The sequence below is a fragment of the Anaerotruncus sp. G3(2012) genome, from assembly GCF_000403395.2.
GTDB lineage: Bacteria > Bacillota > Clostridia > Oscillospirales > Ruminococcaceae > Anaerotruncus.
In genome coordinates this window covers 533,735-557,704 of record NZ_KE159657.1, presented here as the reverse complement: position 1 = coordinate 557,704, position 23,970 = coordinate 533,735, and the positions used below count along the sequence as shown (strand labels likewise).

The 23,970-nt window shown below is 59.2% G+C and carries 15 protein-coding genes and 4 tRNA genes; 6 read left to right on the top strand and 13 right to left on the bottom strand.

The genetic code is table 11. The features are described 5' to 3' along the window. Window positions 1-5 precede the first annotated feature (5 nt). The 5 genes from C814_RS08440 to C814_RS08425 are packed head-to-tail and all read right to left on the bottom strand — an operon-like array spanning window position 6 to window position 5,842. Window positions 6-1,286, bottom strand: coding sequence for a putative glycoside hydrolase (locus C814_RS08440; protein WP_016315241.1), 1,281 nt, complete (start codon window positions 1,284-1,286; stop codon window positions 6-8). Window positions 1,287-1,312: 26 nt separating this feature from the next. Continuing rightward, window positions 1,313-1,915 carry an Rnf-Nqr domain containing protein gene (locus C814_RS22075; RefSeq protein ID WP_016315240.1) on the bottom strand — a complete coding sequence of 201 codons (603 nt, stop codon included), beginning with the start codon at window positions 1,913-1,915 and terminating at the stop codon, window positions 1,313-1,315. Window positions 1,916-1,918: 3 nt separating this feature from the next. Next, window positions 1,919-2,593 carry an Rnf-Nqr domain containing protein gene (locus tag C814_RS08435; RefSeq protein WP_016315239.1) on the bottom strand — a complete coding sequence of 225 codons (675 nt, stop codon included), beginning with the start codon at window positions 2,591-2,593 and terminating at the stop codon, window positions 1,919-1,921. Continuing rightward, on the bottom strand, window positions 2,556-3,626 hold the full coding sequence (locus C814_RS08430; protein ID WP_016315238.1) for an RnfABCDGE type electron transport complex subunit D: 1,071 nt from the start codon (window positions 3,624-3,626) through the stop codon (window positions 2,556-2,558). The genes C814_RS08435 and C814_RS08430 overlap by 38 nt, the downstream gene beginning before the upstream one ends. After that, entirely contained in the window at window positions 3,623-5,842 is a 2,220-nt protein-coding gene (locus tag C814_RS08425; RefSeq protein WP_016315237.1) for a 4Fe-4S dicluster domain-containing protein, read from the bottom strand. The genes C814_RS08430 and C814_RS08425 overlap by 4 nt, the downstream gene beginning before the upstream one ends. Before the next feature lie 51 nt (window positions 5,843-5,893). Here C814_RS08425 and C814_RS08420 point away from each other — a divergent pair, with 51 nt between their 5' ends. Further along, on the top strand, window positions 5,894-6,466 hold the full coding sequence (locus C814_RS08420) for an adaptor protein MecA (RefSeq protein ID WP_016315236.1): 573 nt from the start codon (window positions 5,894-5,896) through the stop codon (window positions 6,464-6,466). Between the two features lie 16 nt (window positions 6,467-6,482). Here C814_RS08420 and rpe read toward each other — a convergent pair whose 3' ends face one another. Next, on the bottom strand, window positions 6,483-7,151 hold the full coding sequence (rpe, locus tag C814_RS08415) for a ribulose-phosphate 3-epimerase (protein WP_016315235.1): 669 nt from the start codon (window positions 7,149-7,151) through the stop codon (window positions 6,483-6,485). A gap of 247 nt (window positions 7,152-7,398) precedes the next feature. Between rpe and C814_RS08410 the strand changes: the two genes are divergently transcribed. The 4 genes from C814_RS08410 to C814_RS08395 all read left to right on the top strand — a co-directional run bounded on the left by C814_RS08410 (window position 7,399) and on the right by C814_RS08395 (window position 7,782). After that, window positions 7,399-7,472 (top strand) — tRNA-Gly (locus C814_RS08410). Between the two features lie 34 nt (window positions 7,473-7,506). After that, a tRNA-Arg gene (locus C814_RS08405) sits at window positions 7,507-7,583 on the top strand. A 7-nt stretch (window positions 7,584-7,590) separates the two neighbouring features. Further along, window positions 7,591-7,667: transfer RNA gene (locus tag C814_RS08400), tRNA-His, on the top strand. 40 nt (window positions 7,668-7,707) lie between these two features. Continuing rightward, window positions 7,708-7,782 (top strand) — tRNA-Gln (locus C814_RS08395). A gap of 228 nt (window positions 7,783-8,010) precedes the next feature. Here the strand turns inward: C814_RS08395 and ade are convergent. Then, a complete protein-coding gene (ade, locus tag C814_RS08390; RefSeq protein WP_016315234.1) occupies window positions 8,011-9,702 on the bottom strand; it encodes an adenine deaminase in 1,692 nt (563 codons plus the stop codon). Window positions 9,703-9,759: 57 nt separating this feature from the next. Continuing rightward, entirely contained in the window at window positions 9,760-11,016 is a 1,257-nt protein-coding gene (locus tag C814_RS08385; RefSeq protein ID WP_016315233.1) for a DUF1015 domain-containing protein, read from the bottom strand. 102 nt (window positions 11,017-11,118) lie between these two features. Between C814_RS08385 and C814_RS08380 the strand changes: the two genes are divergently transcribed. Then, the gene (locus C814_RS08380) at window positions 11,119-11,742 is read left to right on the top strand and encodes a manganese efflux pump (RefSeq protein ID WP_016315232.1); all 624 of its coding nucleotides are present in this window, start codon (window positions 11,119-11,121) and stop codon (window positions 11,740-11,742) included. 162 nt (window positions 11,743-11,904) lie between these two features. On the opposite strand, the gene folD is transcribed toward C814_RS08380, so the two are convergent. The 5 genes from folD to C814_RS08355 form a co-directional block, all read right to left on the bottom strand. Beyond that, a complete protein-coding gene (gene folD, locus C814_RS08375; RefSeq protein WP_016315231.1) occupies window positions 11,905-12,747 on the bottom strand; it encodes a bifunctional methylenetetrahydrofolate dehydrogenase/methenyltetrahydrofolate cyclohydrolase FolD in 843 nt (280 codons plus the stop codon). Beyond that, window positions 12,728-13,801, bottom strand: a complete 1,074-nt coding sequence (gene lgt / locus C814_RS08370) for a prolipoprotein diacylglyceryl transferase (protein ID WP_016315230.1) — start codon at window positions 13,799-13,801, stop codon at window positions 12,728-12,730. Before lgt ends, folD begins: the two co-directional genes overlap by 20 nt. After that, window positions 13,798-15,105, bottom strand: coding sequence for an EF-P 5-aminopentanol modification-associated protein YfmH (yfmH, locus tag C814_RS08365; RefSeq protein WP_016315229.1), 1,308 nt, complete (start codon window positions 15,103-15,105; stop codon window positions 13,798-13,800). Before yfmH ends, lgt begins: the two co-directional genes overlap by 4 nt. Beyond that, window positions 15,106-16,389: an EF-P 5-aminopentanol modification-associated protein YfmF gene (yfmF, locus tag C814_RS08360; protein ID WP_016315228.1), complete on the bottom strand. Its 1,284-nt coding sequence runs from the start codon at window positions 16,387-16,389 to the stop codon at window positions 15,106-15,108. A gap of 172 nt (window positions 16,390-16,561) precedes the next feature. Continuing rightward, complete coding sequence (locus C814_RS08355; protein ID WP_016315227.1) at window positions 16,562-23,872, bottom strand: GH36-type glycosyl hydrolase domain-containing protein; 7,311 nt, start codon at window positions 23,870-23,872, stop codon at window positions 16,562-16,564. Window positions 23,873-23,970 lie beyond the last annotated feature (98 nt).

The window sequence follows — 23,970 nt, the reverse complement described above, 5'->3', positions numbered from 1 at the left end:
TCCTGTCAGTTGGGATTTGGGCTTTCCTGAACTATCAAATAGCTTTCCACGCCGTTTTCCTTTAATACTTCCTGTACGGCCTGAACCATAGCAGTGCTGTTGTTCGGGTCCTGAATCAGCGCAGTGAACTGCCCCGGAAGCCGACCCGACAAGGCATCAAGCATCCTCTGGACCGTATCCCCCGGGTCCTGCATTGGATGTTCGACCGTGAAGCCGCCCGCAGAGAAGTTTTCTCCGAGAACCGCCGGGGAAAGGTTCAGAGTGATCTGGTCAGAAAGTACAAGCGGATCACCGCCGAGGCTGTCCGGATTGGAAAATACATCCACTGCCCGAACGATAAGGCTCACCGTTCCGCCTTTAGCAGACACTGCACTGGAAACCTGCCGGACAAATGCGGAAAGCACCTCCGAACGGCTGACGTCCCCAGTTTCCCCATAGGTCGCGGCATCCAGCCGAACGCCAACCGGGAACATCACGCTGTCAAGCAGGATCTGTTCGACCCCCATTGAAACCGCTTCCTCCGCCAGTCCAACCAGATAGGCACGCGCCTGTTCGGAATAGGGGTTCAGCCATGGTTTGCCGCCCTTCTCCCGGGAGTTATCCAGCCAGTGCTCCCTTGTGTCGAGATATTGCACCGCCATATTATTGTCCGAGAGTGCCGCAGTGTAGTCGCGGAAGGTGTGCATCCGTCCAATCGGGAGCATCCCCGCAGCGCGGATCTGTTCACAGGCCGCAGACAGATCATAAGGGGTGACCCCTTCCTCAAGCGGGATGCGTCCCCGCTTCGAGCGGTAAAGCAAACTGCCGTTGGCATCCTTGAGGTCGACCAGTACCGCTGTATACCCGGCCTCCTGAAAATCGGAAAGCCGCGCAGCGAGCAGATTCGGGTCAAGCAGATCTGAAACCGGCAGGTAAGCGCCTCGAAACTGTGTTCCGGATGGAATTTCTGAACCCTCCGGCGCTGCCGGTTCTGATTCTGCCGGCGCAGGATCAGATGCGGATACCACCGGTTCCGGTGGCAGCTCTGGCAGCGATTCCGGAGCGGGTGCTTCCGGCTCGGGAGACGCAGAAATATCCGGGATTTCCGGGAGGGATGGCGTAGGATTGTTTTTCCATTCAAAGGCGATGCTGTCGAGATAGGCCCGAACCGGCTCATAGGCGCTCCAGCCGATGAACCCGAGCAGGCCGACCACCACCACGATGCAAACGACCCGAAGCAGGATCGAAAGGGGGGTGCGGCGCTTATAGATATTTTTATAGCGCTTTACCTTGACTGCCTTTGGCATTTGAGGTACCTCCGAGGAAAAGTTAATCAGGTGGGGAGCTGGTGCCCGATCAGGCCATAGATGGCGAGAGAAAGGATACCCGCATAGAGCAGCATGACCGGCATCCCACGAAACGCCCGCGGGACATCCGAAAGGGCGATCCGGCGCCGGCCCTCACAGAGCAACAGGATCGCTAATGTATAGCCGATCCCTGAGCCAAGCGCAAAGCCGACTGTCTGCACCAGTCCATAGCTGCCCGAAAACGCGATCAGCAGAGACCCAAGTGTTGCCGAATTGAAGGACGCACTCGAGAGCATATTGCGGATGTCATAATGGACGCCAGGAAAAATATATTTGGTCAATAGCCAGACCGCGGTATAAACAATGCAGATGCTGGCGAGGGTTGCGGCATATCGGGCAGCCAGCTGAACACCCGCCTCCAGCCGGTCCCGCAAAACGAGCTGCACCGGCCACGCAAGGAGCGAAGAGAGGGTTGCAACGACAGTGAGCGTACAACCAAACTGCAGGATTTTTTGGGAAGAAGTGCGCATCAGGCTGCCCTTGCTCGCACCAAACCCACGAGTAAAGATCGCATTTTGCAGGACGATCGCACTCAGGACAATCAACAGAAAATCATTCAGCAGATTCATAAACTACCTCCCAGAAGGCTGGCCTGCAGCCTCCGCCTGACGTCTGGGGCGGCGGCAAAGCAGGGCAATCACAACCCGATGCAGGGACCGGAAGAGTGCACCAAACAGTGCCACAAGGATGAAGCCCGCGAAGGCAATCTGCATCCCGCGGGTCCGGATCGGGAATTTGACCGCGATCCCCCAGATCGTATTGCTGCCGAACAGCTCACGCACACAGGCGATCAACGCCATGGCCAAGGCGAATCCGGCGCTATAGACCACCGCGTCCACCATCAGAAGGAATGGCCGGACACGTTTGGAGGCAGCACGCGCACAAAGGGTGGAGAGCACCGTATTGACCGACAGGATCGGAAGATAGACGCCAAGGGTGTCATTGATCCCTGGGGCAATTGGCAGGATCAGCGGTTCGCTTGCGACTACCAGCGCCAGCGCCATCCCCATATAAAGCATCGAAGCGATCCACTGGGGCAGGCGCCTGCCGATCAGCAAGGCGAACAGGACAGTGGGGACCAGCGAACAGGCCATCAAAATCGAAATTGCAGCCGCGCTTTTGAGATTGTGGCTGACAATGATCGCGAGCGGCAGGGCAAGCCCCCCGATCAGGACAGGGTTTTTCCAAAAAAGCCCGTCTGACCAGCGGCTATGCTTCCTGTAGGTTCTGATTCTTGCGAGATTCAAGCTGTTTCCTCCTTATCAGGCGGTGGAGCCGTTCGTTATACCGGTCGATCAGCGGGACAAACGCATTGGCGAGCAGGACGGCAAACGGCATACTCTCCTCAAATCCGCCAAAGTAGCGGAACCCCATTGTGATGCTCCCGGCAAAGATGCCATAGACAAAATAAGCGGAATCGCGCTTGGGGCTGGTGACCGGGTCACTGATCATAAAGACCGCACCAAAGAGCAGCAATCCGGACATCATCTCAAACTCGACCGAACGCAGCCCGCTCTGCCCAGTACGCGGGAACAGAAGGGCGATCAATGCGCAGGTCCCGAGGAAGGGGATCGGCATCTGCCAGCGGACCGTCCGTCGGAACAGCAGGTAAACCAGACAGGTCATCAGGACCAGGATATTGGTTGCACCCATCGGACCGGGATAGTTTCCCAAAAGCATCTCAGTAAGGTCATTGGTGGGCACCCCGCCCACCTTGAGTACAAAGGCCGGGTTCTGGTAGAGGCGCAGGCTGATTTCCTGCGCAATCCCCTGTGCATTGACCGAACTGTATGTATAATAGTAGTCGGTGGCGTTTGCGGCGACCGTCCCCAGCACCCCGATCCGGGAAAACGGCATCGGGTAGATGAACACCAGCCGCGGCCAGCAGATCGCGGCGAACGAGATTCCGGATGCCGCGGGATTGAACAGGTTGTTCCCCAGCCCGCCGAACGGGTGCTTGGCGATCGCGATTGCGAAGAATGCCGCTGATGCAACGATTTTGAAACTGATTGTCGCGGGCATACAGAGCGCAATCAGCATTCCAGTGACGACTGGGGAAAGGTCAAACAGGTTCAGACGCCTGCCGCGCAGCAGGGTGCAGACCGCATCGGTGAGAACCGCCGTCAGCACCGATACGCCGCAGACAACAAGTGCGCGTAATCCATAAAAAAGATAGGCCAGCACCATCAACACCATCAGGAGGATCAGCACGTCGGACATCAAGGTCCGGTTATTCTCCTGGTGGCGGATGTGCGGGGCGGGATGTCTGCTCAGTTTCATTGGGTTTCCTCCCCTACGTTGACAGGATCATGGTCGGGCCGTCTGTCCGGACTGCCCCAGTCGGCAGCTGCGCGTTCTGCCGCCTCGCGGGCAGCTGCGGCGTCGGCCTGTGCCTGTGCAAGCCGCTGCGCAAGAAAGGTCCGGGTCGCCTGATATTGGGCGGCGATCTCCTCGGATGCGGTTTGCCAGGCGTCCGCAGCGGCTTTCATTGCGGCGTCATACACCGCCTTCGCCGATTCACTCTCGAGCCGGAACCGCTCCTGCGCGTCGGCGTCGGCCTTTTCCCGCACCTGCTGCGCCTCGCGGAGCTTTTCAGCGCACACCTGTCCAGTATATTCGACCGTCCGCTCCTGCCCCGAAACCTGTGCCGCCGCCCCGTCGATCGCTTTGACTGCGTCCTGCGCGGCAGCCTGGAGCGCTTGTGCGTTCCGATGCTGCTGTTCCGCGTCGAGGCGGGCAGCGGCGAGGCGTTCGTTTGCCTTAGCGGTTTCGGCTGCGGCCTTTTCCGCAGCTTTCTCCGCATCCGAAAGGTTTTTCGCTGCAAACTTGGCCCCTTCGGAAGCCTGTTTCGCGGCAGCTTTTGCCGAGTGAAGCGTCTGCCCGGAACTATCTCCCGAAAGCGCAGATTTTGCTTCCTGCGCCCGTCGGGCGTCGGACTCGCTCCTGGACACCGCCTGCTTGATGGTGGGCAGCATCTTTTCGAGGTCCTGTTGGGCTGCGGCCTTCTGTTTCACCTCCGTCTCCAGTGCGGAAACCCTTGCATCCGCCTGCAAGGCCCTTTCACGGGCCTTCTGTGCGGCTTCCTGCGCTCGCTGCGCATTCAGCTGGACCTGCTCCAGCTGCTGGCCGGTTTGTGTCTGAACCGACCTGGCCGCCTCGATTGTGACCTGTACCGTTTCCTCTGCCAGTTTGAACTGGTCGGCCGAAGCCTTCAGCGCCTGCTCCAGCGCCGCCTGTGCGGCATTGTTAGCAGCTTCCAGATTCGCCGCGGCTTGCTTTTCCGCCTCCTGAAGCTCCGCCTTCACGGCGCGCTCATTCGATAGCCGCGCCTTTTCCAGCTGGCGCAGGTCCTTCTTCTGGGCTTTGCCCTCCTGATAAAGCAGATAGTCCTGATAGTAGCTCCTATATTCCGCATCCTTTTTCTTCTGCTCGAGCGCTTTGGTCAGCCGGATCGAACCGATCATCCGGCGCATCTCAGCCTGTCCCCGCAGGATCGAGCCGGTCAGATCGAGCTTTGCGGGACAAACATAGCTGCACGAACCACACCCAATACACATCTGCGGGTCAGCCTTGCGGAACTCTTCATACCGGCGCTGGTGGAAGCTGCGGTAGAGAAAAAAGGGATTCAGACCTTCGGGGCAGGCGTGCACGCACCGGGAGCAACCGATACAATTGAAGTCGCTCTCCCCGATCCGGGCACGAAACGCAAGGATTGCCCGGGTGGATGGGTTAATCAAGGTTTTGTCGGTGTCGATAACGCTGATACCAGTCATCGAACCGCCAATAACCACCCGCACCGGATCATCGATCAGGCCGCATCGTTCGAGCGTCTGAGTGACCGTCATCCCCAGCGAAACCTCCAGGTTGGTGGGGTTGCCGATGCAGTCCCCCGCGACGGTGACAAACGTGGTGGTCTGCGGACGGTTGAAGAGAACCGCACGCGCAAGGTGGATGATCGCGCCCACCCCGACCTCGAGCACCCCGCGTTCGGAGCCGTAGAACCTGGACGCCTGATATTCGGCGGGATAACGCCCATGAATCCGGCGCACCTTGTAGGAACCGATTGTCTTGGGAATCCGGATTTCGAGGTCGGTCAGATTGCGATAGACGGCAAAACACGCCTGTGGCGCATTCACCGCCTTTTGCAGCAGGGCAAGCCCACAAAAAGCGACCTCCTGATTTTTCAGCAGCGGGTTGAGCTGGCTGGAAATATACGGCTCATCGTCGATCGCATCACCCACCAGCAGGCGCAGCTTGCGGACCCGCGCCCGCAGGATTTTATCAATCAGAGGGGTGCCGTCCCGCTCGTCCACGATCTTTGCTTCCCGCGCGATCTCGCAGATTTCATCGGCGGAGAGCCGGTTGGGGTCCTCCACCTGCGGGCGGTTCATCTGGATGCCGATTGTATCCGCATTGAAAAATTCCCGCAGATCCCGCGAGAGTGCCGGTTCTTTATGCTGTTGGAGCAAGATGCCCCGGTATAAAAATCCTGCCATAGGAAACCTCCGGTCAATTCAATCATATATCTGGGTTGAGGGGGGAACGGTATGGAAATCAAGCGACTGGGGAACAGCAGACTAAGCATCCGCATCTCAGAACCCGAGCTTACGGCACTCGGCTTTTCCTGCGAAATGGTAGACTGCGCCAGTCAGGCCACACAGGCGATGGTGCTCGCCCTGCTCGAGATCGCGGAAAAGGAGGTTGGCTTCCAGCCGGAGGACTGTCTAGTGGTCCGGATTGAGCCGCTGGAAGACGGAGGATGCCTTCTGCTTTTTTCGTCTCCGCAGGATCGGTCTCCCCGCAGATGGAAGGTGCGGCGCCATGCCGCATCACCGGTAATCTACGCCTTTTCCGATGTGGATGCCCTGATCGGCGGATCGGTGAAGCTATTTCAACGATATGCCCACAGGATACGAAAAAGTATGCTTTACCGGATCAACGGGGAATGGAGGCTTGCAGTCTACCCTCTCGACATACTCGAAAACCGTTCGCTCGCGGTTCTGGATGAGTTTGGACCGCGCTGGGGAGAAGGACCGGTCGCGGCAGCCTGGCTGGACGAACATGCAGAACTGCTCATCGAAAAAGATGCCATCGACCTGCTCTCCTCCTATTTCGGATAGCGATTGCCTTTTTCCTTTAAAATAGGGAAACCTTCCGGGCATGGGCGCGGAGATTCTCCACCGCTGCCCGGTAATCAGGCTGTGAAAAGAGTGCACTGCCTGCCACAAATACATTTGCGCCTGCCTGTGCCGCCTGTGAAACTGTCTGGTCATCAATACCGCCATCCACCTCGAGGTCAACAGAAAGCCCCCGCCGGTCAATCTCCTGGCGGATCGACCAAATCTTGGGGCAAAGCTCCGGCTGGAACTTCTGCCCGCCAAATCCGGGTTCCACCGTCATCACCAACACCAGGTCGATCTGTTCAAGATAGGGGAAAACCACCTCTGCGGGGGTGGCTGGCTTGACCGACAGGCCACAGAGACTGCCAGTCCGCTTGATCGCATCAATGGTCTGCTGAACATCACTTTCACTCTCGACATGAAAGGTGACGAGGTTGGCGCCCGCATCCACAAATTTCTGTGCATAGGAAAGCGGGCTGGAAATCATCAGGTGCACATCCAAAAAGACGTCGGTCTTTTTGCGAAGGGAAGCGACCACGGGAAGCCCAAGGCTCAAATTCGGAACAAAATGTCCATCCATCACATCAATATGGATCATATCCGCCCCGGCGCGCCGCATGGCCGAAACCTCCGCTTCAAGATTTGCAAAGTCACAGGACAGGATGGATGGCGCAATCTTCAGCATAGGGACCCCTCTTTCACAAGCAGGACAGACCCTGGTTGATCCACCCCGATAATTTGACCTATTCAGTATAGCGGAAAAGCGCAGAAATTGCAAGAATCTCCCCTGCAATGGCGCAGAATTCATAACCTGTTAATCTTTTCCCATCCTCTGCCGCGAAAATTCGAACAAATATTCAGGGAAAAAACATGCATAAGCCCTTGACAAATTGCGGCAGGTTTGTTAAAATAAATAGCGTCGCTTGGGTTGTGCGGGTGTAGTTCAATGGTAGAATGTCAGCCTTCCAAGCTGAACACGTGGGTTCGATTCCCATCACCCGCTCCATATTCGCACCCCATAGATCATAAAGCGCAAGTTTGTGCCAGTAGCTCAACTGGATAGAGCAACTGCCTTCTAAGCAGTAGGTCGGGGGTTCGAGTCCCTCCTGGCGCGCCAGAATATGGTGGGTATAGCGTAGTTGGTTAACGCGTCAGTTTGTGGCACTGAAGACCGTGGGTTCGAATCCCACTATCCACCCCACAAAAATCTCTGCCCGCCTGCCGAGCGGAGATTTTTTCTTTGGGCTATCGTCAAGCGGTAAGACACAGCACTTTGACTGCTGCATTCGCTGGTTCGAATCCAGCTAGCCCAGCCATCATAATATCTTTGGATACCACCGGCATTTCTGCCGGTGGTATCGCCGTTTCAGGATCAATATTCCCCCAGCCCGGTTTTCCACACACCCAGCGGCGAAGGAATTCGCAAAAAACTGACGCAGTTCAGAAAGTGCGCCAAGGCAAAAAGGCATCGGCACTGATATGTGCCGATGCCTTTTCCGATTTTTTCACAGAATTTCAAAAAATGGGGACTACCGGTCGCCCGACTATAGGAACTGGAACCTATTCACATCAAAAACCCCCATATCGGTGATCCGGATTTCCGGGATCACCGGAAGCGCCATGAAACTCAGGGTAATGAATGGGTCAATCCCTTCCGCGACCCCTGCCCGCCGCGCCTTTTCAATCATGCTGTCGAGATCGGCAATCAGGCGGTCAGCCGGTCCTGTACTCATCAGTCCGGCGATCGGCAGAGGCAGCGACCCGAGCACGTGGCCGTCCTGCACAATCGTGTATCCTCCTGCGATCCGTTTGATCTCCTCAACCGCCGCAAACAGGTCCGCGTCGTTGTCTCCGACCACAATCAGGTTGTGCGAATCATGCGCAACGGTGGTCGCAACCGCTCCGTGAGTCAACCCATACCCCTCGATCAACCCAACACCAATATTACCGGTCGCATGGTGGCGCTCGATCACCGCGATTTTGCGCAGTCTGCCCGAAGCGATCTGTTCGTCCACTGCATCTGCCGGGACAGTGGATGCAGCCGTTACGATCTGCCCCTTTACAATCCGGATTACCGGATGCTCCGCCCGCTCGGGCAGGGCAAACGCGTCCGGTGGGAGCGGCGCGAGATTGACAGCGTTTTCCACATCCCCGACCGTCCCCCAGGCGTATCCAAACGTCAATCTACCGCTGCGCACCTTCTGTTCTCCATCTTTATAGACCGAAAGCACGTTGAAGTCGGTGAGGTTGTCCAGCACGACGAGATCCGCCCGATAACCAACCGCAACGGCTCCCAGTCTGGGCAGGCGATAGATCCGCGCGGCATTGATGGTCGCCATCTGGATAGCAGTGAGCGGGTCCAGGCCAAGCTCAACCGCCAGCCGGATGTTCCAGCGGATGGTGCCCTCCCGGCGGATATCCGCAAGGTGCTTGTCATCGGTGCAGAACGCCAGACAGGTCGTGTCAATACGGTCACGGACCACACCGGTGAGGATGTCCCGGAGGTTTTTGGAGGCGCTCCCCTCCCGCACCAGCACCGCCATGCCTGCGCGCAGCTTTTCCCGCGCCTCTTCGTAAGTGGTGCTCTCATGGTCGGTATGGATGCCCGCCGCCACATATGCCTGCAACCCTTTCCCGGAAAGGGAAGGTGCATGCCCGTCGATCACGCTTTCGCCAAACAGTTCCAGTTTGGCGAGCACCTCCGGGTCGCAGCCCGCCACCCCCGGATAGTTCATCATCTCGCCCAGCCCCAACACCCGCGGGTCGGATTTGAGCGGTTCCATCTTCTCAGCGGTGAGCACCTCTCCGGCGTGCTCGAACGGGGTTGCCGGCACACAGGAGGGTACCTGCACATAGTAGTTGACACCGCTCCCTTCGGCTGCCCGAAGCATAAACCGGATACCCTCTGCGCCCAGAACATTTGCGATCTCGTGAGGGTCGGTAACCAGCGTGGTGACCCCCCAGCGCAGTTCTTCCGGGCCGTAGTCAAGCGGGGTGACCATCGAGCTTTCTACATGACAGTGAGCGTTGATGAAGCCAGGGACCAGATATGCGCCGCCAAGCTCCACCTCGTTCTTCCCGCAATAGCTGCCCACACCGCAGATCATACCGTCCGAAATCGCGACGTCGGCTTCTTCGATCTCCCGGGTGAATACGTTGACCACCTTCGCGTGCTTGAGTACCAGCTCGGGCAGTTCTTCGCCCAGCGCCAGTTTTATCGCGCTCTTTCGTTCCATCCTGCACACTCCTTCAAAAATTTGAGAGACATCGGGGAATCCTGTGCTTGACAGCCCTTATCGGATTTTCCGGCACTCGAGATAGAACCGTTTTTCATGTGCATGCCCCATCGAAAAGGTTTTTCTGGGGAGCGCGCCGTCGATCTGGACGGTGCGGAACAGCTCGTCTTTGCCCATGACAGGGAGCAGGAACCCGATGGCGTCTTCCCTCTGACAGAGTTTTTCGAGGGTATCCTCCCCATGGATATAGTCCACCTCGCCGCCGTGGGAAGCAAGGTAACGGTCGATAAAGAGCTGAAGCGTTCCAACCGCAAGCTGGGAGGGCGGGTTCTTCACAACGATCCTGCCGGAACGGTCGGCTGTCCGCCACTCAAAGGACTGCCCCTCACCGGTTTGGGAAATCTCACAGAACCGGTTCAGTTCGTCCAGCAGTTCCTGCGGCTTCACGCCAAACACCACCCGGTGGATCGGCTCGAACTCCAGCGCCGCATCGTGCAGATTGACCAGCTCTACCAGCGCATACCGCGCCGGGTGGTTTTTCCATTCCTCCTCGGGCAGTGTCTGCTTGAGCTGCTCATAACAGGCTTTCGCGGTTGCAAGCGAATGGTTGCCATCCCCCATGGCAAAATAGAGCGGCGCCTTGTCCGGCGCGATCGCCCGGTTGGCCTGTTCGGCCTGCTCTGCGAGCCGCGCAAGCGCCTGATCCACCCGGTCGGCCCCGGCCTGGTCGAGCGACCAGCCGCGCACAGCTCCCCCATTTTCCATCAGTGTGAACTGGTAGACCTGCTGCATCTGCGCAGCCTGTGCCGCAAGCGGCTCGATCACCAGGCCATCCGGATCGTCAATCAGCACCATAACATGCGGCAGTTCCAGCGGCGCGTCCTGCCGCACCCGGATGCGCGGCGGCAGGCGGCTTTCGACCGTCCCTTCGGTCGGCCGCACCCCCGACTGGCTGCCCGGCTTATAGTCATACGCTTCAAGGTCGATCTTTCCGATCAGCCCATGGCGCACCTTTCCCGGGGCCAGCTCCCGTTCCAGATAGAGGTAGCTGTCCGGAAGGGTGCGGAACAGCCCTTCCGAAAGGTATTTCTGCATCTCCGCATTCACCCGGCTGATCCGCCCATCCAGCCCGGGCTGGCTCAGGTATGCTTCCGGGATAATCAGATGGGATGATGAAGGGATTCCCTGTGTGCGCTGCTCCACCCGGTCCCAGTAGTCCGGCTCGGAGGTGTACTGGTCGCACGCGACCACGCTCCACCCGGAAAGGTCTTCCCCCTGCGGCAGCAGGATTTCAGCTCTGGAAAAAATCTGCATTGTCAATAACCATCCTTCCACTGTTTTGAACCAAACCCAAACACTGTCCATAGGATAGAACAATGCCCCCTTGCGGGAAATCCTGAACAGGTGGTGTCTGGAATGTTTCTGTTCTTATGCTTTACCGCGTTTGCCCTGAGTGCCGACGGCTTTGCCGCCGGTCTTGCGCTCGGCCTGCGCGGGGTCAAAATCAGTGCCCCGGCAAAAGCGGCTGTTGCGCTGCTCTCCGCCGCCTTTGCAGCCCTTTCGATCAGCGCGGGCTCCCTGCTGCGCGTTTTGATTCCGAACAGCATGGCATCTCTGCTTGGCGCAGGCATTTTGCTGCTGCTGGGAGCGCTTTCGGTCATCCGCTCCCTGCTGCCCGAAAAACCGCCCAGTCCCCCCAGCCCCCATATCTTCCACTCGCTCGGCATGACCATCCAGGTCATCCGAAACCCCGAACAGGGCGACCTGGATCATTCCGGAACCATCGACCTTATGGAAGCGGCCTTCCTTGGGATTTCCCTGTCGATGGATATGCTTGGGGCCGGGATCGGGCTTGCGCTGGGAAGCACCGGGATAGAATGGAGGCTGCCTGTCACTGTCGGACTGATGCAGGCGGCCTGCCTGTCGCTCGGCGCTTCTGCCGGACGTGTCCTACATAGACGTACCGTCAGCAGACGTGCGGCCGGCTGTCTTTCCGGCGCGCTGCTGCTGGCGCTCGGCACAGTGCGCATCTTCTTTTGATACCCTTCCATTATAATGCCTGTCCGGAAAAGCTGCAAGACAAAAAAAGAATTGCGAAAGAGGCTCTGACACAAGAACGTCTCTTTCGCAATCTTTTTTCGATGCCGTATCCGAGGCCCATTGCCGCTCGCGCCTGGCCCGCGCAGATACCACGAAATACAATCAGCGTTTCGCGGCGGCAATTGTATTTTTCATCAGCATGGTGATGGTCATTGGCCCAACGCCGCCCGGAACCGGGGTAATCGCGCCTGCAACCTCGCAGACTGCGTCAAAGTCCACATCCCCACAGAGTTTACCATTTTCGTCGCGGTTCATCCCCACGTCGATGACAGTCGCCCCCTGCTTGACCATATCCGCGGTGACAAACTTTGCCTTTCCAACCGCCGCGACCAGAATGTCCGCCCGCCGGGTGACCTCCGCGAGGTCTCTGGTCCGCGAATGGCAGATAGTGACCGTCCCGTTCTGGTGCAGCAGGAGCATCGCCATCGGTTTGCCGACAATGTTGCTGCGCCCGATCACGACGCATTCCTTGCCGCTCACCTCGACCTGCGCCGCACGCAGCAGTTCCATCACCCCTGCCGGTGTGCAGGGCAGGAATTTGTAGTTGCCAATCATGATTTTCCCGACATTCTGCGCATGGAACGCGTCCACATCCTTTTCCGGGGAAATGGCCGCAATCACAGCCTTTTCATCAAGATGCCCGGGCAGCGGGAGCTGGACCAGGATACCGTCAATGTCCGGCTTTCCGTTGAGCTTGTCCACCAGCGCGAGCAGTTCTTCCTGTGTTGTCTGGGCAGGAAGCAGATATTTTTCCGAGTAAATCCCCAGCTCTTCACACGCTTTTTCCTTGTTGCGTACATAGACCTGCGAGGCCGGGTCCTCCCCGACCAGCACCACTGCCAGTCCCGGGGTGATCCCCTCCTCCGCGAGCGCGGCAACCTCCGCCTTCATCTGCCCGCGCAGTTCAGCGCTTACCGCTTTCCCGTCAATCAGTTTTGCGTTCATCCTGCTCTTCCTCCTCCTTTGGGGCAGCGTCCTGCCCTGCCGGCATCCCGCTGTCCGGCTGTTCTGTTTGCGCCGGCTCCTCTTCCTCTGCCGCGACCGGCCCTTCCTGCGGCCTGGAATAGAATTCCCCGCGCAGGATGGCCTGTCCTTCTTCGGTATCCACATAAAGTTTCCAGCGGTCCGGGCCGTCCGCGCTTTTGATCTTCCGGCAAACCACAAATACTGCCGCGGCCGATGCGATCACCAGCACCACTGCGAGCGCCTGCGAAACCCGTACGCTTCCCCACATCAGGCTGTCGGTGCGCAGCCCTTCAATCACCGACCGGCCAAGCCCGTACCAGCCTGCATAGAAGAGGGTGAGCTGACCGTCAAACCGGCGGCGGCCGGTCATCCAGACGATCAGCAGGAACCCGGTCAGGCACCAGACCGATTCATAGAAAAAGGTTGGATGTACACCGAGCGTCCCGGCCGTGATCTGGTCGGCAACCGTCTGGTCGATCTGCCCTGTGCGAAGCAGGAAATCCGCTGCTGCGGGGGAGCACATCCGCCACGCGCCGCCGGTGACGCTTCCAAACGCCTCGATATTGACGAAGTTGCCCCAGCGCCCGATTGCCTGCCCGAGAATCAGCCCGCCAACCGCGAGGTCTGCCATGGGCAGAAACTTCACTTTGCGAATCCGGCAGGTCAGATACCCGGCGAGGAACCCGCCGATCACGCTCCCATAGATCGCGATTCCGCCTTCCCAGATTTTAAAAATATTGACCAGATTGTCCTTGTACTGGTCCCACGAAAAGATTACGAAATAGGCCCGCGCACCGATAATCCCGCCCAGCGCGCCGCCGAGCACCACGTCAAGCGCCCGGTCCGGGTCCAGACCGAAGACAGGCGCGCGTTTGGAAATATACAGGATTGCGAGCAGGAACGCCAATGCAAAAAGGATACCGTACCAGTAGACCGGCCAGTCGATCCCGGGGATGGTGAACGCCACCCGGTCGAGCTGGAACGGCTCAATCCCAAGCCCGGGGAAAGCGACCGTATGCCTTTCCATACTCATTCCACCGTTCCCCCTGTCTCGCTGTCCTGCGGCCGGACGATCGAAAGTGCGGATTTCTCCGGATCGAACGCGACCCGCAGCCGCTCTTCCATCTGTTCAAGGGTTGCGTTGGCGATGACGTCAAGCAGAGAGAAGATGTCGTCGATCCCCGCGAAGTGGGCGGCGCACATCAGCCCCGCGACCGGCTCGGTGCGGCTGTACAGGCCGATATACCGCCCATAGGTTGCCCGCCGGATCAGCTCGAACTGCTCCCGGTCGATCCCGTCCCGCCTGAGCGCCGCGACCTCTTCCCTGATCTGCTCCGCCACCTTTTCCGGCTCACGCGATTCACCCGAGAAGATCGCGCACATATAATCGCGTCCTGCCATCACCTCGGTACCGAACGTCGCGTTGATGATCCCCGCATCATACAGCCTGCGGTAGAGCGGGGAAGCCTCCCCTGCGATCAGGTCACAGAGCATCTCGTCCAGAATCTGATTTTTCAGGTTGCCCGCTTCACCGCTGGAAACCCCTTTGAATCCGAAGTGGAAGAGCGGCGTTGCGACCGAAAGTTTCTGTTCGACCAGCGGCTGACAGATCGAATCCGGCTCATCGACCCTGCCGCGCTCGATCTCCACCGGCTTGGCGTCCGGTTTCAGCACCCGTCCGGCGACCTCCAGCACCTGCCCGACCGTAAAGTTGCCCGCCACGCAAAGCACCATGTTATTGAGATGATAGAAGGTGCGGTGGCAGCGGTATAGCAGTTCGTGGTCGATCTGCGCGATCGACTCAACGGTGCCCGCAATGTCGATGCGCACCGGATGGTTGTGATAGAGCGCGCCGAGCAGGTTGAACATCACCCGCCAGTCCCCGCTGTCATCGTACATCCGGATTTCCTGTCCGATAATTCCCTGCTCCTTCTGCACCGACGCTTCAGTAAAATAGGGCCGGCGGACAAAATCCAGCAGGATTTCGAGCGATTCCGAAAACCGGTCGGTGCAGGCAAACAGATAGCTCGTGCGGTCGAACGAGGTGAACGCGTTTGCCGAAGCGCCGGTTTTTGCATACCGGGCAAATGCGTCCCCTTCCTCATTTTCGAACATCTTATGCTCGAGGAAATGGGCGACCCCCTCCGGAACATCCACAAAATCCGCGTCATCCTGGGTTTTAAACCGGGTGTCCACCGAGCCGAGCTTGGTTGTAAACGCCGCGTAGGCGGTCGAGAACCCTTCCATGGGGCAGAGCAGCATGGTCAGCCCCGAGTCGTGTTTGATCCGGCAGACCTCGATCCCCAGACGTTCCGAGCGGATGATGGTCTTTTCCATTTACTCCGCCTCCTTTCCGGTGAGAAAATAAACGGTATCCAACGTGACCTGGCCGGCCGCCTCGACAATCTCTTCGCGGGTTACCGCCTCGATCATCGCGCTTTCCTCCTCGGGCGAACAGGCCCTGCCCATCATGATCTGGGTCATATACCAGTCGTCGATTGCGCCGAGCGAATCCCCCACCGCGTTCAACGAAGTCTGCATCAGCAGCTTGGTCGCGGTGATCTCATCATCGGTAAATTCGCCCCTCTGCATCACCCGGAACTGGTTCATGATCTCGTCGTACGCCTTCTGTTTGTTGGCCTTCTCCACCCCGCTGTCCACGAACATCAGCCCGGTGAGCCGGTTCAGACGGGCGGAGCAGTAGTAGCAGAGGCTCTGCTTCTCCCGCACATGGAGGAACAGGCGGGAATTGGGGGTCCCGCCATAGAGCGCAACCATGACCCGCATGGCAGCAAGCTTTTTGAGGTCACCGCCGATGCCGCCGGTGCGGAAGCCCAGCACCAGTTTTGACTGCGCGACATCCAGCTGTTCGGTCACCTCGTTGACCTGCTCGGCTCTGGGGCGGGTGTGGACCGGTTCCACCGGGACCGGTGCGCGCTCCACAGATGAGAACGCCTGCCGGAAAATTTCCTTCGCGGTCGCGGGATTTCCGCAGCCGACAAAGAGCAGTTCGATCTGGGCGCTGCGAAGAATCCGGCGGTAGGCATCTGCTGCCGAAGCCGGGGTAATTTTGTGCGCGTCCTCGATATAGCCATACTTTTCGATCGCGATCTTTTCCCCTTCGCACATGATCGACTGGCACCGGCTCATCGCATAGAACCGCTTGTCGTTGATCTGGCTTTCGAGCACGTCAATGATCTGCTGCCGCTCGAGTTCCACATCCTTTTCTGGGAACACACCGTCTGCAAAGGCTGGATCGAGCAGGATGTCGGTCAAAAGCTGCGCGCAGGGACGGACCATCTCCTCCCCGCCGAGGGTGAACCGGTCGTCAACCCCATAGATCGACAGATCAAGCGACTGGCAGCCGCCATATTTTGTCACATCACAGGCGAGCGACGCGCCATACAGCTCGTAGAGTTTCCGGTTGAGCCTGGTAAAATCCGGGCAGCTTCTGCACCCCTTGCGCAGGAGGAACGGAACTACTGCGTTGTCGGTCACCGTCTCGCGGTCGAGCGGGATCACCAGATTGGCTGTTATGCGGTTGTGCTTGAATTTGGGATCTGTGACACTGCTGAAGTGCACTCCGTCACAGAGCTGTTCTCGCTGAAATGAATTGCTCATCGAATGATCTCCTGTCTGAAAGATAAAATTGTAGATACGACATTCTGACTGCACACGCCGCATCGCGGCGCCGAACCCAGCCGTTCCCCATGATAAACCATGAAGCGGCTGGCCCGGTAGACCTTATTATAGCACAGATTCCCGCGATTGTACCAACTTTTTCATCCTGTTTTTAAATCGTTAACAAAATCGTATGGGAGCCACCGTCCGCAGGGATTTGTTCAGCCGGCTGTCCGTCCACCGTGAGCGAACGGTTCCCGGTGCGCACCACCTCGACCAAGAGGACAGCGTCCCCCTCCCGGATGGACGCGGAAAACCGGTTCCATTCGGGAGGCAGGCTGGGTGAAAGGGTGAGCCTCCCGTCCCGGAACCGCAGGCCCAGCAGCTCTTCAAGCACCGCGCGGTAGTACCAGCCCGCCGCTCCGGTATAAAGGCTCCAACCTCCGTGTCCACAGACCCCGCTATGGGTGTAGATGTCGGCAGGCATCCAGTAGGGCTCGGTCTTGAACTGGCGGGCAAGGGTCCCATCGGTGCATCTGGAGGATGGATTCAGCAGATCGAGCAGATCCCATCCCTCCTGACGCCGCCCCGCACGCAGCAGTGCCATCGCAAACCAGACCGCCGCATGGGTGTACTGACCGCCATTTTCCCGGATTCCGGCCGGATAGGCCCCGACATATCCGGGTTGCTGCTCCGAGCGGTCGAATGGCGGGGTGAACAGCCGCACCAAGCGGTGTTTCCCATCCACAAGGCGGCGGATCGCGCTGTCCAGTGCGGCGTCGGTCCGGGTGCAGTCGGGCATTTCTGCGAGCACCGCAAAACTCTGCGGCAGCAGATCGATCTGACATTCATCGTTCCGGCGGCTCCCCATCGGCATCCCGTTGTCATAGAATGCCCGCAGGTACCACCTTCCGTCCCAGCAGTTTCGGTCGATCTGCTTGCGGAGCTGTTCCGCATCCCGCCGGAACCCCTCCGCCCGGACAGGGTCTCCCTGCTGCTCGCAGACCGGCGCAAACCGTTCGAGCAGAACCGAAAGGAACATCCCCAGCCAGACACTTTGCCCGCGTCCTTCTACCCCGACATTGGAAAATCCGTCGTTCCAGTCGCCGCAGCCGATCAGGGGGATTCCCCTGTCCCCGAGGCGGGACGCCCGGTCGATCGCCCGGAGGCAGTGGCCGTAGACGCTTGCCTTCTCTTTGGTGTAGCCGGTTTCAAAATACCGCTCCTGTTCGGACTCCTCAAGCGGCTCCCCCGCGCAGAAACTGACTGGATGATGCAGCAGTGTGCTGTCCCCGGTCGCTTCGAGGTAGTCACATACCGTATAGGGCAGCCAGAGCAGGTCGTCGGAAAAACGGGTGCGCACCCCGCGCATCCGTCCGGGCGGGAGCGGATGCCACCAGTGAAGCACATCCCCCTGTACAAACTGCGCGGTGCAGCACCGCAGAATCTGACGCCGGGTTTCGTCCGGTGCAATCGCAAGACAGGCGCCCGCATCCTGAAGCTGGTCGCGGAACCCGTACGCCCCCGAACTCTGATAAAATGCGCTTCTGCCGAACAGCCGCCCCGCCAGAATCTGATGTGGCAGGAAGGTGTTGACCAGCCGGTCGAGCGGCTCGCTCGGGGTGGAAATCCGGATGGTGCGTCTTTCAAACGGATGCCCCGCGCCCGGACAGGCGGTCTTTGCCGCGCGGATTGCGTCCTCCCGGCTTGCCGCCGCCGCGAGAACAAAGGTGATCTGCTGCGCCTGATGGGGCGGCAGGCGTTTGCGCACCATGACTCCTATGACCGGATCGCTGCCTGGGATAAGCTCCCGGGCGGACCAGTCCCCAGAAAGCAGGGCCGCGCGGCTTGACGTGTAACTCGGATGCTCCCCCGGGACGTGTATCGCCGCAAAACAGCCGGACATGGTGTAGGGATTGTGTAGGAGCAGGCAGTTTTCATCCTGCTCCATCTGGAGGTGTTTCGCTGTCAGACGGCTCACCCCCAGTACCGGTTCGACCAGATAGGTGCAGACCACCTCGGTTTCCACCATTCTGGTGTTTTCCAGCCGCAGGCTGACCTGCTTCGCGCTCTGTTCCCCGCAGAGCGCGACCGCTGCCGTACAGGCAATTCCGCCCGCTCTGCCCATATAGCGCGCCTCTTCCGGGGAAAATGCGGCCCGCGCCCCCTTGCAGAGGTCATAAATCCCTTCGGTGGTTTGCAGGAGCAGCCGTTCCCCGTCCAGACCCGAAGCAATGTCGTTGCTCCAGGACGAGAGCCTGCATTCGTGGGCATTTCTCCACCAGGTGCATCCGAGGCTCGCGTCATTGAGCAGGCACCCGAAGGTGCGGTTTGCAAGGATGTGGGTGAACGGGAGCGGGGTCACCCGATCGACATAAAACCATCCGTCCAGATAGGCGCCCCCCACGAGGTCGAACCGGCCCTCTCCCCCTGGAATCTCCGCAGGCAGGAGATGCAGCATCTCGACGGGAAAAACCGCCCGCTTCCCTTCGGCAGCCCCTTCGACCCCAAAAATCCCGCAGGACGCCGCATAGAGCGCCGTGAGGGACTGTGGATCGAGCGTGTCCGGGTCAAGCGCACGCACCCCCTCCGGCAGTTCGAACGTCGGTGCGCCCAACAGACAGAGATCAAATTCCAGACCTGCGAACCGGAGCTGGTCCCAACAGCGCAGGCAGGCCCCGAGGGAATCCGGTTCCGGCCTGGTACGCCAGTCGTAGAGCAGGATTGGACGGTCCCCTGAAATTCCCAGCGACCAGAGCGCATCCTGCCCGCGCCGGCTTTCCGCACGCGCCTGCCGGATTGGTTCGGGAATCCCAGTCCCAAACAGAAGTGCGGGCAAAAAGGTCCGCGCCATCCGTCCGGCGAGGGAATCCTCCGGCAGAACCGGCTGCGCAGGCTGTACCCCACGTTCCCGCACCGAAATCAGGTTTCCTACGCTTTCCTCCAGCGTTGCCGCCACAGAGAGCAGCAGGGTGACCTGGGCCTCTCCCTCCGCCGGAACCAGTGTGGACAGCCGGAGCGCGCAGCAGCCGTCCGGGGTGGCAGTCCCCCCGTCAAACGGAAGCGTGTCGAACCGAAGCAGGTTTTGCAGCCCGTCCGGATAGGGGGTCACATCCTCCCGGCGCAGGGCATAGGCGTAGCTGTACCGCCGGTCGAACCCGAGGGTCAGGAACAGCCCGTCCGAACCGTCCCGGTTCCGGCGGGAAAAGACCACCGTATCCGCCGCCTGTTCCCGCCCGCCGCAGACAAACAGCTTGGAAAAGGCGGGATGAGCGGCATACGCACTTTCGGTCGAAAGCACTGGTTCGAGATAGAACAGCAGGTCGGCAACCGCCTGAATCCCGGTGCCATTCTGAACCGTTACGGTGCATCCCTCTACCGGGAGCGACCGGTCGATTACAAATGTCTGGGAAACCCCCAGATTCCCTTTGCGCGCCTGATAGGCCGCCTGTCCGCCCGCGCACCCGAACCGGTGCTCCACCCCTTCCTGAAAGAAGGGAGCGGCAACCGCGCTGATCGTCTCCCCGCAGAGCCGCACCACCGCCAGAATGCCCTGGCTATCCCGCAACAGGCCGCGGGACCGGCGGGTGACCTCCTGATCTCCGCAGGAAAGCCAGTTGGTTCCCGTGTCCGCAAAAAAATGGCTCAATCCGCTCCCGGTGAGCATCCCGCAGACTGGCTGGTCCGGATTCCCCACCGGCTGGAGGGAGAGCGGTTCCCGCTTTAAGCCCTCCCTTGGAGTTGGTTCCTGTTTTCTCATTCTGCCATACACCACCACATCTTTTGCTACTTTTTCCTGTAGGAATTCCTGTGCAGAACCCATCGCGTGGTCCCGCAGAAACCGCTTCTGCATCCGGTTCTGGAAAAGCGCGTTCACCGCTGCGGCAAGGCTCATCCCGACATGGTGCGCCATAAACGACCGTACGATCCGGTATTCCCCGCCGCATCGTTCCTCGGTGAAATCCGCCGCCTCATAAAACCCATACTGCCCGACCAGCCCAAGCTGTTCCAGCCGGCGGAGGTTCTCCATCCCGCTGTGCGGGTCAAACGGCAGAGCCAGAAAGCTGGAGTAGGGGGAGACGACACATTCCCGATCCATCCCCTGTTTGGCGGCGAGCGCCTGTACCCCGTGTGCCTTGTACTGGTAGTTGAGCTGGCTGTCGAACGCGAAATAGCCGCTCTCGCTGATCCCCCAGGGCAGGCCGGCACATTTTGCACGCATATTCTGGCACCAAAGGGCGTAGTGTACCGCTTCCCCCAGCAGCGAACCCTGACAGACCGGCAGGAGCAGATGCGGCATGAGATATTCAAACAGGGTGCCGGTCCAGGAGATCGGGCCGGCGTATGCCCCCTCCCGGCTCATCGACCGGTTGAGCGCGCGCCAGTGCCGGTGCGGCACCTGCCGGGACGCAATCGCATAATAGCTCATCGTGCGTGCTTCGCTCATCAGGAAATCATAGTGGGAGCCAACCCGGTTCCCATTCTGATCCAGCCCGATGGAAAACAGCTCCCGGTTGGGGTTGTAAAAGACCGAAAGATCTGTGGTTTTCAGGATGGTCTCAATCTGATCGATAATCTCCTGCAGCCGGGGTTCACAGGGTACATATTCATAAAGACCCTCCTTGAGTGTCACCAGAGCACAGAGGTAGTTCCCGCTGTCCACCGCCGAGACAAACCGGTCAGGGAGCACCCGCAGATCATCGGTCGCATACCAGTTATAGAGGTTCCCATGGCAGGTTTCAAGCTGCCCGATCGTTTCAAAGGTGCGCGAAAGCCGCAGCGCAAGCCCGGCGCTGTCGATCAGATGCAGATCCCGCGCCGCAAGGTTGGAAAGCAGCAGCATCCCGATATTGGTCGGGGAGGTACGGCGCGCCACCCGTTCCACAGGGGAGAACTGTACGTTGTCGGGCGGCAGGTAATGGTTTTCCGCGTTGGCGTAGTCCTCGTAATAGCGGAACATCTGCGCACACCAGCCCAGCAGTTCCCGACGCTCTTCGTCCGAAAGAGCGGGGCTACGATCCGGGCATTTCCGGGCAGTTACCGCCGCTAGGGCCGGATAAAGCAGAAAGAAAAGCCCGAACAGGCGTATCCACCAGCGGCCCGCCGGTGCAAACAGGACGAGCAATCCGCCCAGCGCCGCTGTACCCCAACTGCGGCGCAGCATTGCCAGAAAACCGATCCTTCTGACCTCGCTTTGGGCAGCGGTGGTCCACTCGAGCAGGTGCTTTCCGGTGCGCAGACGGCCGAGAGTGCGCACCGCTGCATCAAGCGAGGCCACCGCCTGTTCCGCACATAGGGAAACCAGAAGCCCACCCTGCGCCGCAAGTTCGATTGCGAGCGGCAATCCGTGTCCAAAATACCGGCGGGAAGCTGCTGCGCCCCATCCGCCCAGCAGAGCGCGAACACACCCCAACAACGGCCCCAACGCGATCGAAAGGAATGCCGCCGCGCATAGGATGCCGGAAATCTGCGGCGCCGTGAAGCAGGACAGAACCACGCATAAAACCGCAAAGACCGGGTTGAGCGACCGGCGCAGGTTGTCAAAAAGCTGGTAGCGGGCCAATGTACTGATCGGATGGGGGCGTCTGACTCCATGCAAAGTGAACTGCCTGCCCAGAAAACGCAGGTTCTGCCAGTCCCCGCGCACCCAACGGTGCAGCCGGGCGAGCCAGGAGGCAGCGTTGCGCGGTGCGCTGTCGGTCATCTCCAGATCGGAAACCAACCCCACCCGCAGATAGGCTCCCTCCAGAATATCGTGACTGAGCACTGCCCCCTCGGGGAACCGCCGTCCAACCACCTCATGGAACGTCTGAATGTCGATCAATCCCTTGCCCGAAAAGATCGCGCTTCCGAACAGGTCCTGGTAGAAGTCGCTGCACGCCTGTTCATAGGTCGCGATGCCGCCCGCACCCGCCATGATCCGGGTAAAGACGGTGGCCTTCGCGGACTCCAAATCCACCCCGATCCGCGGGACAAGGATGCCGAACCCCTGGGTGACGATCTGCCGTTTGTCGATGACCGGGCGATTGAGCGGGTGCTCCGCAACTGAAATCAGCCGGTTTGCCGCGTCAAACGAAAGCCCGGTGTCCGCATCCAGTGTGATGAGATATTTCATCTCGGTAAGCTGCTCCCGATTCCCAACAAAGCAGACCGGTTCCACCTGTCCGCCCTGCAAAAACCGCACAAATTCGATGATTGCGCCGCGCTTACGTTCCCAGCCTGAATAGGCGTCCTGGGTCTTGTTGTAGGTGCGCCGGCGGATGAAGAGCACGAACCGTCCCCCATACCGGCTGTTGAGATGCACAAAGACCTTTTTCGCAGCAGCAATATTCGCCTCATCCTGTGGATGCCAGGGACGTTTCTCCTCCCGCAGATCGGCAAGCAGACAGAAAAACAGGTTATCCGCGCGGTTGGAAAAAGAAAGCCGCTCAAACTGTGCAAGCAGGGTTTCAGATTCCGAAGCATCCGGCAGTACCATGGAGACCGTAACCACCGTTTTGGGGGCGTGATTATCCAGACGGATGCGCGGCAGATGGGCAGGCCGCGTTCTGTACAATGCGGCAGCAGTCAGCAAAAGACGCACCGTCTCCACCAGCGGCAGATAGGCCGCCAGCGCGGCAGGCAGGCTGTAAACTCCCAGCAGGACACAGAGCGCCAGCGGGATCAGCCAGACTGCTGCAAGCAGGATGCCGCCCATCCGGTGGGCATGGATTTCCTGTGGATCGCGGTTAAGCAGGTAAAATCCCACATGCCGTTCCCGCTCCGCATCCGCCTGCTGGGCGCAGTGCAGCACATCGCGTGCCACCTGACTTTCTGCGATCCCCGAGCGCTGTGCAATCCGCGCCACAATCTGTCGGTAATGCGCCCTGGATTCCCGCTCCATCCGCAGGTAAACGCATGATGGATCCTGCTCCAATATTGATTCCACCGGGCTGCAATGCCGGCTGACTTTGTCAAAGTCGATCTCATAGACCGCATCCAGTCCCGCTGCCGCATAGGTAAGCAGCGGTTCCCGCCTCTCCTCAGAACAGTCGTCTCTGCATGCATCCGCCGCAATCAAGATCAGGATCCCTTTCAATGCCGTATAAACAAAACTGAGCTGGCATTCCTCCAGTTCAGCAGTCGCATTGGCGGTTCGGAGCGCCTGTTCCACCGCCTCCTGACCAAGCGGTTCCTGTCCATCCGAAAATACTTCGTAAAGCAGAAACGTGATTCGGTAAAGCGGGATTCCACGTCCGCGCAGACTCTGCATCTCCTCGATCGTATGGAGGGCATGTCCCTCGAATGCGTAAAAATGGTCATATACCCATCTTTTCCAGCCGTCCTGCGGCTGCTGTTCCAGCGCATGATAAGTCTTGCGCAGCAACAGCAGCGCGTCCTTCAGGATATAACGCAGCTGGCGGATGCCGTCGGATTTCTGGAGCGCGCGCTGATATGCGTCTTGCGCCTTTTTTTCAATTTTTTGTAAGCGTTGTTTGTCCATTGCCCTATCCGTCCATTCGTTTTTTCTGGAACTAGTGTGGGCAAATTTTACCGGAAACATACAAAATACGCATCAGCGCACCAAATGCAGAAAAAGAG